Below are 14,668 nucleotides of genomic sequence, written 5' to 3' on the forward strand. Positions count from 1 at the left end.
TGAAATCCATCAAAAATAAATGAAAAAAGGGGTATGCAGGCTGAACATCCATCCGCCTGCCCCCAATCTCTCACCAAAAAGGAGGCGGCGGAATGGAGAACCCGCATACCCGACAGACTCAATACGAAGTAAACTCCATTACGATCCCATCCCTGACCCTGGAATGCGGCACCACCCTGGAGCAGGCAGAGCTTGCGTATGAAAAAATCGGTGTCAAAGACGGTCCTGTCATCCTTATCTGTCACGCGCTCACAGGAAATCACCTTGTAAAAGGGACCCCGACTGCTAAAGGCTGGTGGGACGGACTCGTGGGGCCGGGTTCCTACCTTGATACTGATGAATACACGATTCTTTCTTTCAATGTTCTTGGCGGCAATGATGGCAGCACCGGACCCGCATCCATCAACCCATCAACCGGGCATCCCTATGGAAGGGATTTTCCAAAAGTCACCGTAAGAGACATGGTCAAAGCTCAATATCTGGCGCTGAAGGAACTGTCGATCCCGCATCTTTATGCTGTGATCGGTGGTTCTTTGGGCGGGATGCAAGCACTCGAGTGGGGGATGGTGTATCCTTCTTTCGTCGATAAGGTATTTGCGCTTGCCGTTACACCGGCTCTCAGCGACTACGGGCTTGCTTTTAACCACATCGGCATCCAGGCAATCGAATCAGATCCTGACTTTCAAGACGGAAATTACCCCGCGGGCACTCTTTTAAAAGGATTGGAGATTGCGAGGATGGCAGGTATGGTCACCTACAGGACGCCCCAGCTTTTTGACGACCGGTTCAAGCGGGAAGAAGCACAGTCTTGTTTTCAAGTGGAGAGCTATTTGAATTACCAGGGGCAGAAGCTCGCAAAGCGATTCGATCCGAACAGCTATCTGACGCTCCTGAAAGCGATGAATTCACATGACTTAAGCAGAAACCGCGGCTGCACGATGGATGAGATTGCTAGAGAATATCCAACCGAGCTGATCACGATCAGCTATGAAGGCGACCTGATCTACTCTCCTCAGTATCTCGAAAGCTTCACAAACCGGGTGCGGTCTGGGCGCCACTATTTCGTCTCCACGGCCTTTGGCCACGACGGGTTTTTAGTAGAGTTCGAGAAATGGGGGAGCATGATTGCTTCTCATCTGAAAAAATATCAGCCCAATCGTGTTGTGAACGGCTAAAGTATCATAACCCGTCCCCCTCCGGCATATAGTTAAATAAGCAAAGACATCGCACCGCGAAGAAGCGCGTTTTTGTGTGGTGTCTTTTTTTTGAATAAGAATGGTCAACGCTTTTTGAAGTGCGGGGCAGCAGCGGTTGAGAGAAGGACCATTTTAACAAGGACGAGCCGTTTCAGGCGGTCAGTTGTTTAAAAGAGGACAAACCATCCTTCATCCGTAAGCGGCCGGCATTTTTCTTATCAGCCATTGACAAGTTGGAGGGGAAAATATGGAGTTGAGAGGCAAAAAGCTTATCATCGCAATCGTGATTAGCATGCTGATCGGAGCAGGCGGGATGTACGGAGGGGTCACCCTGCTTGATTTCACAGATTCAGGGGACGAGCTGGCAGAATTCAACGGCAAAGGAAGTGTGGATGACAAGCTTCATAAGGTGGAAGTGGCCTATGATTTGATCAGTGAGAAGTTTTTTCAGGATGTGAACAAAGGAGAGCTTGTGGAGGGCGCGATTCAAGGCATGCTGAAGACCTTGAACGATCCATACTCGGTCTACATGAACGCAGAGACGGCTTCGCAGTTTAATGATGCCCTCGATTCTTCTTTTGAAGGGATCGGAGCAGAGGTCACGATGATGGACGGGAAATTGATTATCGTTGCCCCTTTTAAAAATTCTCCTGCAGAAGAGGCGGGTCTGAAGCCGAATGACCGAATCGTAAAAATCGACGGCAGCAGCATCGACGGTCTGGATTTATACGAAGCCACCCTTAAGATAAGAGGGAAGAAAGGTACGAAAGTAAAACTGGAAGTGCTGAGAGAAGGTGTCGCAGAACCGATTGAAGTGTCCGTCAAACGGGATGATATACCGGTTGAAACCGTCCATTCAGATGTAAAAAAAGTGAATGGGACCACGACTGGGTATATCGAAATCACGACGTTCTCTGAAAATACGGCGGTTGATTTTAAAAAGCAGCTGGCAGAACTTGAGAAGAAAAAGGTGGAAGGCCTCGTGATTGATGTCCGCGGCAACCCAGGCGGACTGCTATCGAGTGTCGAACAGATCCTGCAGGAGTTTGTCACAGCGAAAAAACCTTATATCCAAATTCAGGAACGAAGCGGGGAGGTCATGAAATCCTTCTCCAGTAACAAGAAAAAGAAAGCTTATCCGGTTGTTGTCCTGATCGATGAAGGAAGTGCTTCGGCATCGGAAATCCTGGCAGGTGCCCTGAAGGAAACGGAAGGATATCCGCTGATCGGCACGAAGAGCTTCGGAAAAGGCACGGTCCAGCAGGCGGTTCCTATGGGTGACGGCAGCAACATCAAGCTGACTATGTACAAATGGCTCACCCCGAACGGAAATTGGATTCACAAGAAGGGGATCAGGCCTGACATTCCAGTCAAACAGCCTGCTTATTACTACGCTCACCCTCTTCAAATCGAAAAACCGCTGAAACCGGAAATGAACAACGATCAAGTCAAGAATGCACAGGAAATGCTGAAAGGACTCGGATTCATGCTCGACCGTACCGACGGCTACTACAGCAAGAAGACAGAACAGGCCGTCAAGGAATTCCAGATCCAGCAAGGCCTGGACGTGAACGGAGTCATCGACAGTAAAACAGCAGAACATCTGCAAGCGGAAATCTACCAGCAGGTGCAGAACGAAAAGAACGATCTTCAACTGCAGGCAGCAATCGAATACGTGAACCGAATTGCCAAGACACAGGCTGCAAACGAATAATCAGATGTAGATCGCTTCCCGATACGGGAGGCGGTCTTTTTCCGGTTATGGTAAATGGGGGCAGGCGGGTCTGCGGTGTACCAGGTACAAGACATTCTATTTGTACCTGGTACAAAACGTGCTGATTGTGCCAGGAACAAAACAGGCAAATTGTGCCTGGCACCCCTTTCCCTAACCTAGCTCAAAAACCACCGATTTGAGCCAGGCTCAATCTACCCCAATCGAGCCAGGCACCCTCAACCAACCCACCCCCAACCCAATAAAACCCCAACCAAACCGGAAATTCCGACATCATTTCCCGGGAAAATACAAGATATGCTGTCGAAATAATCTCTATAAACGGGGATTTCCAGACTGCTCATTACGAGAAGTTTCCCAATGTAATAGAATCCGAAAAAAATTGCAATAGGTTTTAACAGCGTAGTTTGATAAAATATAAGATAACAATCTTTCACAAGTTTTGAGGGGGTGACGGTTCATTGGTCGAGCTTTGGTTACTGGACGTCTTGAAGGCATTAGGGAAATTCATTCTACACCCGGTTCTATTTTTATCCGTGTTTTTAGCGGTTTTGACTGGATATTATCGTGTTAAGAGAGAACGGAAGGATTTTAACACAAGATTATTGGACGGATATCACGATACACGTGTTCTATTATCATATGGCATAGTGGCAGGGCTTCTTTTCTCCCTCGTCACCATTGGGGCGGGTCTCGTCATTCCGGTTATTGCTCTTACTTTGATAGGGGCTTTAAGTGTGTTATTCGCACTTACCAGGAACTTTCATCTGGTGTCAGCTGCCATCACTGTCGGCTTTTCTTATTTCCTTCTCGTAACGGTCCGTTATTTCGGTGTGGAAATTCCTTATGTACATACATATATGGATGAGTTGAATCTGGGGCTGCTGAGTTCGATCATGGTACTTGCAGGGGTGCTTACTTTAATAGAAGGCATCCTCATCAAGTTGAACGGATGGAAGCATACTTCCCCCCGTCTGATTAAAAGTGAGAGAGGATTGAAGGTCGGGGTTCACCAAAGCAAGAAGCTGTGGCTGGTCCCGATGTTTGTCCTCCTGCCTGGAGGGAATCTGAACCTGCCGTTCGACTGGTGGCCGGTATTCACTCTTGGTACACAGAGTTATTCGCTGCTTTGCGTGCCCTTCCTGCTTGGTTTTCAGCAGCTTGTCAAAAGCAGCCTGCCGGAAATCGCGATCAAGCAAATGGGCTCGCGCGTATTCTGGCTTGGCGCTTTCGTTCTGACGCTCGCTGTTACAGGATTTTGGGCTCCGATGTTTTCGATTGCAGCAGGGGTAGCTGCAATACTCGGCCGTGCCTGGATTGCGTATCGCCACCGATCTGCGGAAGATTCGAAGCCCTATTACTATAAGAGGCAGTCGAAAGGCGTCATGATTCTCGGCATTCTTCCCGATTCTCCTGCTGAAAAATTATCCCTCGGTGTCGGGGAAATCATTTTGAAGGTGAACGGAGCAGACGTACACACGGAAAGAGGGTTCTATGAAGCTCTTCAGAAAAATGGAGCCTACTGCAAACTTGAGGTCCTCGGGACGAACGGAGAAAATCGATTTGCACAAGGTGCCCTTTACGAAGGCGATCACCACGAACTGGGCATCCTGTTTGCCGATCAGGATTCTGGTTGGGATCGCCATCAGGTTTCATAACACAATCATTCCATACAAAAAGCTTGCAGACTAAATACCTGCAAGCTTTTTATAATACCACAAGAGGCAGCAAAGCCTGTTGCATTATTAAAACGGATCTAAACCGACTCGACCTCATCCTTCTCCGTCTTATCAATAATCGCTGTCCCCACCAAATCTCCTGTCACATTCAGGGCAGTCGCACCCATCCCGACAAGAGCGTCGATGGCAGTCAAGAGCGCGACCGTTTCCATCGGCAGTCCGAGTTGTGCAAACACGGTCGCGATCATGACAATCCCTGCACCCGGTACGCCGGCAGTCCCGATCGATGCGAGCGTCCCGATCAAGACGACGACAAGCATTTCTGAGATCGTCAGCGGTTCACCGATGACGTTAGCGGCAAATACGGCGGAAACCGCTATGCGTATCGCAGCGCCGTCCATGTTTATTGTCGCCCCGAGTGGAAGACTGAAGCCATAAAGACTTTTTGACAACCCTAAGTTTTTCGCCGCATTCAACGTAAGGGGGAGTGTCCCTGAGCTGCTTTGCGTGACAAAAGCGGTGATCATCGGTGTGCGGGCTTGGGCAAAAAATCTGCCGGGCCTGATTTTGAAGAAAATCATAAACAGAATATAGAGCCCGATTTGAACCGCGATCGCTGCATAAAGAACAAGCACCATATTGCCTAGCGATACAAGGGTATCCATCCCCTGACTTCCTACCGTATTGGCCATGATGGCAAAAATTCCGATCGGCACATATTGCAATACGGCTTTCATGATGACAAGTGTAGCTTCATTCAATCCATCAACCAGCTTGTACACCTGTTCGCCAGCCTCGTGGAATTGGTCACTCGATCGTAAATATGAAATGGCAATTCCAAAGGTAAGAGCTGTAAAAATGATTCCCAACAGATTGAACTCGGAAAATGCAGTCACGATGTTCTCAGGAATGATACTTAATAACACACTCGTGATTCCGGGATTTTCAGGTACTTCGAATGTTTCTTTCGTATCCAATGTCATTCCGGTTCCAGGGTCGAATAGACTGGCGACTGTAATGCCGACGATGATTGCCAAAGAAGAAGTCAGTACGTAATATAAGAACATTTTTCCGCCCATGCGCCCGAGTTTGCTTACTCTTGTCTGATTGACACCCACAATGAGAGTGAACAGAATCAGCGGCAGAATAAGAAATTTAAGTAAACGAATCAAAACGTCACCAAGCGGTGTGAGTACGGAAGCATCTTCTCCAAACACCAGACCGGCTATGACACCAAGCACGAGTGCAACAGTGATTTTTAAAATAAGAGAAGCATCCCTGTAACTCTTCCATATCGCCTTCATGTAAATTCCTCCTTTATTCCATAGTTTCCCCAATAGGTTCTATTAGAATCTTCCATATTGAAAATATAATCATATTGATTTAGTCGGGATTAAATAACGATACAATACATTCTTTTGTCTGTCAAAAGACATGTCTTTCACTCCATTTTTTTACGTTTTACTCATACGGAAGAGGGTATACAGAAAATATGAATGTACAGCAATAAAAATAGGAGGAGATTCAATGTCACTGCAACCATTAGAAGTAAAAGACTTAGTAAAGAAAATCATTAAAAAAGAAAATGTCTTTATCCTGGATGTTCGCGGTGAAGACGATTATGAAAACTGGAAGATCGAAGGCGATTCGGTTGAAACGATGAATATCCCGCTGAAAGAAATCAAAGAAGATCCGCAGAAAGCAAAGGAAAAACTGCCGGATGACGGGCCAATCTATGTTGTTTGTGCAAAAGGGGTTTCATCTCAGGACGGAGTCAAGATTCTGAAAGAAGCAGGTGTCGAACAGATCACTCACCTGGTGGACGGAATGAACGGCTGGAGCGAACATCTGGAACCAATCAAGGTGAGCAAATTGTCCGGGGAAGGCGGCGCTCTCTATCAATTCGTCCGTCTCGGAAAAGGATGTTTATCCTACGTAATAGAATCGAATGGAGAGGCGGCGATTGTCGACCCGAACCGTATGACGGAGTATTACACGAACTTCATTAAAGAACAGGGCTTAACGATCAAAGCCGTGCTAGATACCCATTTACATGCCGACCATATCTCCGGCGGGCGTGAAATCGCGAAACAGTCCGGAGCGTCTTATTCTTTTCCTGAAAAAGATGATGAAGGAGTGGAGTTTGAGTATACACCGCTGAAGGACGGCGATGAAATCAGAGTCGGAGATGTGACGATCAAGCCATTTTACTCTCCGGGTCATACGATCGGAAGCACGAGCCTTATCGTGGATGACGAATTTCTGCTGACAGGTGATATCCTGTTCGTGGAATCCATCGGTCGTCCGGATCTTGCCGGTAAAGCGGATGACTGGGTGGACGACCTAAGGGAAACTCTGTATAAACGATATAAAAACCTGTCATCAGACCTGACCGTCCTTCCATCTCACTTCGGTGAAATAAGCGAACTGAATGAAGATGGAAGCGTATCGGATAAATTGAACAGCCTCTATGAAAAAAATAAAAAGCTGAATGTGGAAAATCCGGAAGAATTCAGGCATATGGTCACCGATAACCTGCCGGAACAGCCGAACAGCCACGAAGAAATCCGTAAAACGAATATGGGGAAACAAAACCCTGATCAGGACAAGAAGAAGGAAATGGAGACAGGGCCTAATAACTGTTCTGTGTAAATCCGCTGGTTGAAAAAGCAACCATTATAAAGAATATCTTCAAACAATCAGGCAGCCTCACATGCTGCTTGATTGTTTTTTGATTTGTCCTTCCATAAAAAATGTTATTTGGTATAATTTTACTAATGGGTATTGTAAATAGGGAGGCAGTCAATGAAAATTCTGCATATCATAAAAAATTTCATTCTTTCGGCAGCTGGTATCGTGTTGATGGGCGGGCTTCCGGTCCTCATGTCAGGCCTAGCCAATAAAGAGTTACAATGGGGGGAGTACTGGACAGCCATCAAAGTCATACTTCACGCCATCTTCCATCCTTCGGAACTTACTTATAAGGTGATCGGGGGCCAGAAAGAGCGCGATTTATTTCCGTATCTATGGGAGCCGATCCAGTATTCGCTGACCGTGCTGTTCTCTTCTTTCTTCCTGGCCATGCTTGTGGCCGTCTTCCTCACGATTTTCACCATGATGTTCTCAGAGAGAATCAGGCAATCTATTAAATTTGGTTTCTATCTTCTGGAGAGTCTGCCGGATCTCCTCATCATACTGCTTCTGCAGCTCGTCATCCTTTATTATTACAAACAATCAGGAGAGGTCATCGTCGGAATCGCCGCCACCTATGAAGAAAAAGTCTATCTCCTACCGATCCTGGCGCTCGCAATTTTACCGACGATTCAGTTGTACCGTTTGACGATTTTGACGTTCGAGAAAGAAGACAAGAAGGATTATGTGCTGCTGGCAAAATCCATCGGGTTCGGACGTTTATTCATATTGATTGTACATATTCTTAAAAATGCCGTCATCACGGTATTCTTTCAATCTAAGAAAACGATTTGGTTCATGCTGTCGAATTTATTCGTCGTTGAGCTGTTGTTCAATATACCGGGCATCACAAGGTTTCTCATGTCCACCATACAGCCGACTTTATTCACACTCGCTTTATTCAGCATCTTTATTCCCCTGTTTCTTTTTTATAACGTCGGGGAGTTTGTGCTGTCCCGCAAAGCGAACAGGGGGGAGGAGTTATGATGAAACCGAATATTTGGAAGAACCCCTATTTTCTGACGGGATTCCTGTATATCACTTTATTAATTCTGGCCAGTTTTCTGTATTCGATTTTGTGGGGGGATGAGGTCAGAAGACTTTATTTTATTTCAGAAAATGGTCTTCCCGTTGAAGCAGCTCCTATTTCACCGAAATGGGCCTTTCCGTTCGGAACAGATCCACTCGGACTTGATATGCTTGGGAAAATCGTGATCGGTGCTAAGTATACGCTGATCACCGCTTTTATCATCGCATTTCTGAGGGTGGCCGTCTCGCTGCCGATCGGATTCGTCCTCGGCATCTACCTTGGAAAATATAGAAAATCGGTAAACGGCATGATCGATTCCTTTCATTACCTGCCGTTATCCATCTTGGCCTATTTCCTTCTCAAACCTGTCCTGTGGGAGCCATATAACGGTTTTCCGACCACTTTGACAGAGAGGTTCATCATTGAAATCGTCGTGCTCACGATTCTCATCGTCCCGGTCATTTCATCTCTGTTGGGAAATGAAATCGCATTGATTTATAAGGAAGAATTTATTTTTAGTGCGAGAGTATTAGGGGCAAACAGGCTCAGAATCATCGTTAAGCATATATTGCCTTCATTGAAAGACAAACTTGTGATTATGTTTGGCCAGCAAGTCATGCAGACCCTGATCATTTTTATTCATCTCGGTTTGCTTCAGCTTTTTGTGGGAGGTACCGATGTGGACTATTCCTTCGCTAAGGACCCGCCCCAATCGATGACAAACGAATGGTCCGGTCTGATCGGCGACTCCTTTCGTTACCTACAGGGCGCCCCGTGGGTACCGCTCACCCCGATCCTGTTCTTTGCGAGTGCGATGTTCGCTGTGGCCCTTATGATGGAGGGCTATGTGAGAGTGACTTCGGGACATTCTTATTATTATAAAAAATTCAAGGAGAAGTACGAAGGAGCGGCAAAAGGGGAAACGTTCGATGTGAGTCAGAGTGATTTTGAACGCGTGAAGCATCGGGATAAATCATTAAGTGGATGATAACAGACATTGCTAGCGCTGGATTTTTTACTCCTTATGTGACGGTACCTGGACCGCTGCTTGGTGTACCAGGTACATTTAAGCTGTGATGTACCAGGTACAATCAAACATAACACACCCCAAAAAACGCCCGGAATCCAATGTTCCGGGCGTTAAGTATGCTATCTTCGCTGGCGTCCGTAGCGGACCGCTGCATATCCGAGTCCCAATACCGCCGCGGCTCCCAGCAATATCCACGTTCCCTTTGACGCTTCGATCACATTCACGACGATTAAAGCTTCCAGCAAGAGAGCCGGGATTTTCCCCACCGTGCTCACCACGGCAAAAGCGGTGAGGGGGATGTTGCTGAATGCGGCTGCGGCTGTGACGACACCGGAAGGGACAAACGGGACGATGCGAAAAACAAACAGCAGGAAAATCCACTCATTTCCTTTTGCCTGCTTCAATCTTAAAAAGTATCGATTGTTTGATATCGTATCGAGCTTTGCGGCGGATATCCCTTTCCGGTAGAGCACAAACGTGACGATGGCACCGAGCGATTCCCCGATGATGGAGAGAAGTAATCCAGTTTCCAGGCCAAAGTAAGAAATGTTCAAAGCAGTGATGAAAAAGCTCGGAAGTACGCCGGCAATACTGATCAGAATGTTCACGAGTACGCTGAAGATAGCCAGTAAGACTGCACTCCCGCTCAAATGATTCTCTATTATTTCCTTTATGGTAAGTGCCAGCCAGTCCATTCTCTTCATTCCTTAAACGTGTCTTTAAAAATCTTCCTGCTATTCAATTGTACCTTCATCCATGATTTCTTCCCACTTCTCACCCTTATCGGTCGTGCGGTATATATCATTTTTATACGTCACAATCGTCAATTCTGAAGGTTCACTTGGGTTTTGGTTGATATGCATGATGGGATTATCCTCTTTCAAGGCGGGTGCTTGAAGCGGAGTTTCTTTGCCGCTTTCAAGGTCGAATTCCACGAGTGTTATTTCTCCATTTTCGATTGAAGAATACACCGCTGTTTTTTCGCCCAGCAAAATGCCTGTCGTCATTTTCCCTTCCGTTACAGCCTTGAAGTTATCACCGCCGTCCTCAGAAAGGAAGAGGCCGTCTCGGCTTGCGATCGCCATCGTGTTTTTGTCAGTCGGGTGGACAGCCATCCCGCCGATGCCTGTCGAATCAAATCCTGACATTTCTTTCTTGCTCCAATTTTCTCCTTCATCCTCTGTAAGATAAAGTCCACTTTCAAGACTTGAATTAGGTTCTTGATTCAATACATAAACGGCACCTGACTCATAGCCGGCCGCAAGATAATGAAAATCAGTTTCCCCGTAGAAGGCAAGTTTCTTCATACTCTTACCATAGTCGGTACTTTTGATCAGGCCTAAAGGATTTTTCAAGTCAGAGCCTTCTTCAGGATGGCCGCTTGAATAGAAACCTTCGCTATAAGGGTAAAACCCCATATAATCATGCTTTTCACTGTTCGCTTCGAGCCATTTTCCATCTTCATATTTATAAAGACCGTTATGAGTGGCAATGACAAATGCTTCTTTATCATTTGGATAGCCTGCCCCGTGCAGATGTTCGATATTTCCGCTTTCTGCTTCAATGAATTTATATTCTTCGTCTCCAGAAGAAGAGCAGCCGGTAACCAGCAATCCTGCTGCCCCTAAAAGTCCAATCAATTTTCTCATTCAATCTCCTGCTTTCTGTTTAAATTTTCCACTGATAGCCGATTCCCCAAACAGTCGTCAAATGATCTTCAATCGGGAAATCGGCACGTTTAAGTTTGTCTCTCAGATTTCTGATATGAGAGTCCACTGTCCTGGTCTCAGTCGTTGAGTTTATGTCCCAGACCATCACGAGCAATTGTTCACGAGTGTGAACCCGCTCCGGGTTTTTCATCAGCGATTCGAGCAATTTGAATTCTTTAAGAGTGAGCGCAATCTTCTGATCACGGTGATGAAACGTATAGGAACTGGAATCCAGGGTGAAATCACCCCGGGTCAGCAGATGGTTCTGTGCTGAATGAAAGTCATTGTTACGTCTCCTTAAAAGGGCGTTTATACGGGCAAGAAGCACCTCTTCATCAAAAGGCTTCGTGATGTAATCATCCGCTCCTGCATTAAGTCCTTTTATGACGTCACCCTTTGTATCCCTGGCCGTCAGCATGATGATGGGAACGTTTGAAAATGAACGGATGCGTTCACAGGTTTCCCAGCCTGACAGTTCCGGCATCATGATATCGAGAAGAACCAGGTCGACCGATTTATTTTTGATGGCTTGAATCGCTTCATGGCCATTATTCACTTTTAAAATGGAATAGCCGCCAGGGCTTAAATAAAGCTCCAGCAGGTTCAGCATCCGTGCTTCATCATCTACTAGTAAAATCGTGTTCATTCTCGATCCTCCTCATTGGGCATTGTCAGCATAACCGTCGTTCCCACTCCTTCTGAACTTGTAATGGAGATATCTCCTCCATGGGCTTCTACAAGCATTTTGACGATGGAAAGCCCCAACCCCGTCCCTCCAAGCTCCCGTGATCTTGATTTTTCAACCCGGTAAAGGCGTTCAAAAATATGAGGGAGCTCGGACTGCGGGATTCCGATTCCTTCATCTGCTATTGTAAAGACCAGTGAATGAGCTTCAGCTGTGACGTGAAGTCTGGTCGCAGAACCGGCCTTGGAATATTTTCTTGCGTTATCCAGGAGGTTCAAGAGAATTTGTTCGAGCCTGATTGGATCCGCATACAGAGTCAGATCTTCATGGCATTCAACATCCAGCGAGATCCCCTCGCTGTTAAAAGCAGGTGCCATCTTTGTATGGATTTTACGCAGTAAAGGGCAGAGTTCAACATGCTCTTTCAAAATCGTGAACGTATTTTCATCCAGCTTGGCCAATTCGAATAAATTTTCTACGAGCGCTACAATGGTGCTTGTTTCTTCCTGTATGATCCGCAAGTATTCCTGCCGGTCCTTTTCGTCAATATTCTCACGCAGCGCCACATTCGTATAACCTTGTACATATGTAAGCGGCGTCCTTAGTTCATGTGAGATGCTGCCTAAAAACTCGGCCCGGTCTCTTTTCATGGTTTTTAAATCCTTTGACAGTTTGTTGATCGATTCCCCCAATTCTCCGATTTCATCATTTCCGAGCCTGGGGAGAGCGACTTCATAATCACCCTTACTGATTTTTTCAGTGGCGCGTTTCATCCGGATGAGCGGCCTGGTCAGGATTTTGGATAGGGTGAAATGGATGATGACCAGTAAGAATAAACTGGAAATGCCGGCAATCAAAAAGTGGGCATTCAGTTCCTTGATCAGCTCGCGGAGGGGTGCCGTGCTTTTAAACATGTACACATATCCGGACTCGCTGTCTGTCTTAAAAGAAGTGACGGTGGCGAGATAACGCTGATCCCTATAATCCGACTCAAGGATTTTCCCTTCCCTGCCGAGTGAAGAGGGAGTGCTTTCAATCAGTGCGTCCAGCTTGGAAGAAAAGTCGGCAGAGCTGATAATCTTACCGTGATTTCTATCTGTGATCAATACTTCCGTTTCGGTTTTTGACTCCATAAGGGCGATATGATGCAGGGTATCCTGGGAGTAGTTATCTTCCAACACATCCCTGTGGCTGTTTCCTCTTAATTGAATGGACTGCAGCTCTTCTTCGATGCGGTTGCTGACGATTTTTTCATGAAGGTAAAACATAAGAAATGCTTCCATGATCATAACGGCAATCGTAAAGTATAGAGCTAATTTTGTTGAGATTTTATTCACTGAATACCCCCATTCCCCTCAATGAAATCGTACCTGAACTTTTTGAAGAATTTGTGCAGTTTTTAATTGTATTGTTCCAAACACGTTATTCCCTTAACTTCATTTTAGCTTCAATGGAACTAGTAAGACAAACAATGAAAAGACAAGCTCCTTTAGCGGGCCTGCCTTCCATGTCTTACTCAATGTCCTCCGTGAGCATCTCCGCTGGCTGGGACAATTTCAAGGACATCATCAAGAATGCCTTGTGTCTGATAAGGGATGGCTTGTAAATCGCCGATGATGATCCCGTGATTGTACGGTCCTTCTTGTGGATTCTCTTTGAAAGCAGGCTTGATTTCTGCTAAAAAGTCAACCACAGTCTTGTTTGCTTTCCCGTTCTCCAGCCAAACAAGGGGAGCGTGCTTTCCAAGATGGGAAAAAGGGGCTGCAGGAATCACAAGCTGTGGTGTGGTGGTTGAAATGAACGAAACACCGTGCCCGGGATCTGTCAATCCCCAGCCGAAGCCGGTATCCTTATCTTTGAATTTAGCGAATTCCACACTCATGGATACGGGGTCTTTCCCTTTTATTCTCGTCACGCTTCCATAGGTTTTTAATTCCTTTGCCACCTCATCCGTTATCTCTTTCTTTGCTCCAAGCAGGTAAAGGTTCGCTTTACCATCCCGTTTTTTCAATGCATTCTTTGTTTCTTCAGGGATGCCTTTATCATTCACGAAAAGGATAGGTTCAGGCATGTGAGCGATCCAGTTAGCTGCGAGAAGTGAATAAGGTTTTGCGTTTTCTTCTGACGAGACAATGATGATGCTTTCCGGGTACTTATTGTCTGTCACTTCGGCATAGGTTTGGTCGATGTCAGCAGCAAATTTTTCAGGGGAGCTACCTCTCACTTCCTGTATGACGTATCCTTGCAGCTGCTGGGTAACGGCATCAGGCGCATCTCCCATCACCATAACCTGTGTTTTGTTCACATTTCCTTTCGGATTCAACCGTTTGATTTCGTTCATCACGTTCTCAGGTATCCCTTTTTCGCTATAGTGCAAGACTGGCCCGTTGTTTGGATGATGGATAAGGTCGACAGCGGCCAGGCCAATCTGCCAGTTGTTTTCCGGTATCAGGATCACCGTGCCCGGCTGGCTGTTTTTGTGAGTGGAAGGCCAAATCATCTGAGAAGTAAGGATGGAAGCTGCAGCCGCCTCGCTCGTATTCAATCGGGTGCTGTTTTTGGTCATGAGCGTTTGCAGATTCTGGGATGCTGCTTCATTGAATTCATCAGGAATTTCATAGGATTGATTCTTGTTCATTTCTCCGAAGATATCATCGGAATGTTCATGATCATCATGGTGTTCATCGCTATGACTGTCGCCGTGATCTCCTTGAGGTTGCTCCATATTTTCGTGGCCGGAATGCTCGTTGGTATCAGGACCGTTACTGCATGCTGAGAGAAGCATCGACAGGGAGGTCATGATGATAATGGTTTCTTTTTTCATTAGAGGGTACCTTCTTTCATTGATCTATACAAGGTAATATACCTAAAATTAAAGCAAAAATCATGCATTCAATCAAACTTCAAATAAAAAAC

At 46.1% G+C, this 14,668-nt stretch carries 12 protein-coding genes; 6 read left to right on the plus strand and 6 right to left on the minus strand.

Annotation, left to right across the window (positions count from 1 at the left end; all coding sequences use genetic code 11):
* The first annotated feature begins 92 nt into the window (after positions 1 to 92).
* The 3 genes from metX (at position 93) to AAEO50_RS01770 (ending at position 4,586) form a co-directional block, all read left to right on the plus strand.
* A complete protein-coding gene (gene metX / locus AAEO50_RS01760) occupies positions 93 to 1,175 on the plus strand; it encodes a homoserine O-acetyltransferase MetX (RefSeq protein ID WP_341979758.1) in 1,083 nt (360 codons plus the stop codon).
* 274 nt (positions 1,176 to 1,449) lie between these two features.
* Complete coding sequence (locus AAEO50_RS01765) at positions 1,450 to 2,910, plus strand: S41 family peptidase (RefSeq protein ID WP_425383137.1); 1,461 nt, start codon at positions 1,450 to 1,452, stop codon at positions 2,908 to 2,910.
* A gap of 479 nt (positions 2,911 to 3,389) precedes the next feature.
* Positions 3,390 to 4,586 (plus strand): PDZ domain-containing protein, encoded by a 1,197-nt coding sequence (locus AAEO50_RS01770; protein ID WP_341979762.1) that lies wholly within the window; start codon positions 3,390 to 3,392, stop codon positions 4,584 to 4,586.
* Positions 4,587 to 4,684: 98 nt separating this feature from the next.
* Here AAEO50_RS01770 and AAEO50_RS01775 read toward each other — a convergent pair whose 3' ends face one another.
* Entirely contained in the window at positions 4,685 to 5,911 is a 1,227-nt protein-coding gene (locus AAEO50_RS01775) for a dicarboxylate/amino acid:cation symporter (protein ID WP_341979764.1), read from the minus strand.
* A 223-nt stretch (positions 5,912 to 6,134) separates the two neighbouring features.
* Here AAEO50_RS01775 and AAEO50_RS01780 point away from each other — a divergent pair, with 223 nt between their 5' ends.
* From AAEO50_RS01780 to AAEO50_RS01790, 3 genes are all read left to right on the plus strand, one after another.
* A complete protein-coding gene (locus AAEO50_RS01780; RefSeq protein WP_341979766.1) occupies positions 6,135 to 7,259 on the plus strand; it encodes an MBL fold metallo-hydrolase in 1,125 nt (374 codons plus the stop codon).
* 153 nt (positions 7,260 to 7,412) lie between these two features.
* Positions 7,413 to 8,285: an ABC transporter permease subunit gene (locus AAEO50_RS01785; RefSeq protein ID WP_341979768.1), complete on the plus strand. Its 873-nt coding sequence runs from the start codon at positions 7,413 to 7,415 to the stop codon at positions 8,283 to 8,285.
* Positions 8,285 to 9,316 (plus strand): ABC transporter permease, encoded by a 1,032-nt coding sequence (locus tag AAEO50_RS01790; RefSeq protein WP_341979770.1) that lies wholly within the window; start codon positions 8,285 to 8,287, stop codon positions 9,314 to 9,316. Before AAEO50_RS01785 ends, AAEO50_RS01790 begins: the two co-directional genes overlap by 1 nt.
* Positions 9,317 to 9,477: 161 nt before the next feature.
* Here the strand turns inward: AAEO50_RS01790 and AAEO50_RS01795 are convergent, their stop codons facing one another.
* From AAEO50_RS01795 to AAEO50_RS01815, 5 genes are all read right to left on the minus strand, one after another.
* Positions 9,478 to 10,062, minus strand: a complete 585-nt coding sequence (locus AAEO50_RS01795; RefSeq protein ID WP_341979772.1) for a TVP38/TMEM64 family protein — start codon at positions 10,060 to 10,062, stop codon at positions 9,478 to 9,480.
* A 30-nt stretch (positions 10,063 to 10,092) separates the two neighbouring features.
* The gene (locus tag AAEO50_RS01800; RefSeq protein WP_341979774.1) at positions 10,093 to 11,007 is read right to left on the minus strand and encodes a F510_1955 family glycosylhydrolase; all 915 of its coding nucleotides are present in this window, start codon (positions 11,005 to 11,007) and stop codon (positions 10,093 to 10,095) included.
* Between the two features lie 19 nt (positions 11,008 to 11,026).
* Positions 11,027 to 11,713 (minus strand): response regulator transcription factor, encoded by a 687-nt coding sequence (locus AAEO50_RS01805; protein WP_341979776.1) that lies wholly within the window; start codon positions 11,711 to 11,713, stop codon positions 11,027 to 11,029.
* Positions 11,710 to 13,089, minus strand: coding sequence for a sensor histidine kinase (locus AAEO50_RS01810; RefSeq protein ID WP_341979777.1), 1,380 nt, complete (start codon positions 13,087 to 13,089; stop codon positions 11,710 to 11,712). The genes AAEO50_RS01805 and AAEO50_RS01810 overlap by 4 nt, the downstream gene beginning before the upstream one ends.
* 179 nt (positions 13,090 to 13,268) lie before the next feature.
* Positions 13,269 to 14,576, minus strand: coding sequence for a cell wall-binding repeat-containing protein (locus AAEO50_RS01815; protein ID WP_341979779.1), 1,308 nt, complete (start codon positions 14,574 to 14,576; stop codon positions 13,269 to 13,271).
* Positions 14,577 to 14,668 lie beyond the last annotated feature (92 nt).

The sequence above is a fragment of the Rossellomorea oryzaecorticis genome, from assembly GCF_038405515.1.
Taxonomy (GTDB): Bacteria; Bacillota; Bacilli; order Bacillales; family Bacillaceae_B; genus Rossellomorea; species Rossellomorea oryzaecorticis_A.